Source organism: Lysinibacillus sphaericus OT4b.31 (assembly GCF_000392615.1).
Classification (GTDB): Bacteria; Bacillota; Bacilli; order Bacillales_A; family Planococcaceae; genus Lysinibacillus; species Lysinibacillus sphaericus_B.
In genome coordinates this window covers 1-302 of sequence record NZ_KB933469.1, presented here as the reverse complement: position 1 = coordinate 302, position 302 = coordinate 1, and the positions used below count along the sequence as shown (strand labels likewise).

Annotated in this window: 1 protein-coding gene; it reads right to left on the bottom strand. The window is 47.4% G+C overall.

Annotated features, from left to right (window positions below):
- On the bottom strand, window positions 1–302 hold a 302-nt coding region (locus H131_RS22940; protein ID WP_010861523.1), incomplete at both ends, for a RepB family plasmid replication initiator protein.

Below are 302 nucleotides of genomic sequence, written 5' to 3'. Positions count from 1 at the left end.
AAGATTCATAGCCTTTTTCATCGCCGGCATCCTCTTCAGGGCGATAAAAAACCACTTCCTTCCCCGCGAAACTCTTCAATGCCTGCCGTATATCCTTACTGGCTTCCGCAGAGGTCAATCCGAATATTTCAGCATATTTAGCAACATGGATCTCGCAGATACCGTCATGTTCCTGTAGGGTGCCATCAGATTTTCTGATCTGGTCAACGAACAGATACAGCATACGTTTTTGATCCCGGGAGAGACTATATGCCGCCTCAGTGAGGTCGTTTGACTGGACGATTCGCGGGCTATTTTTACGT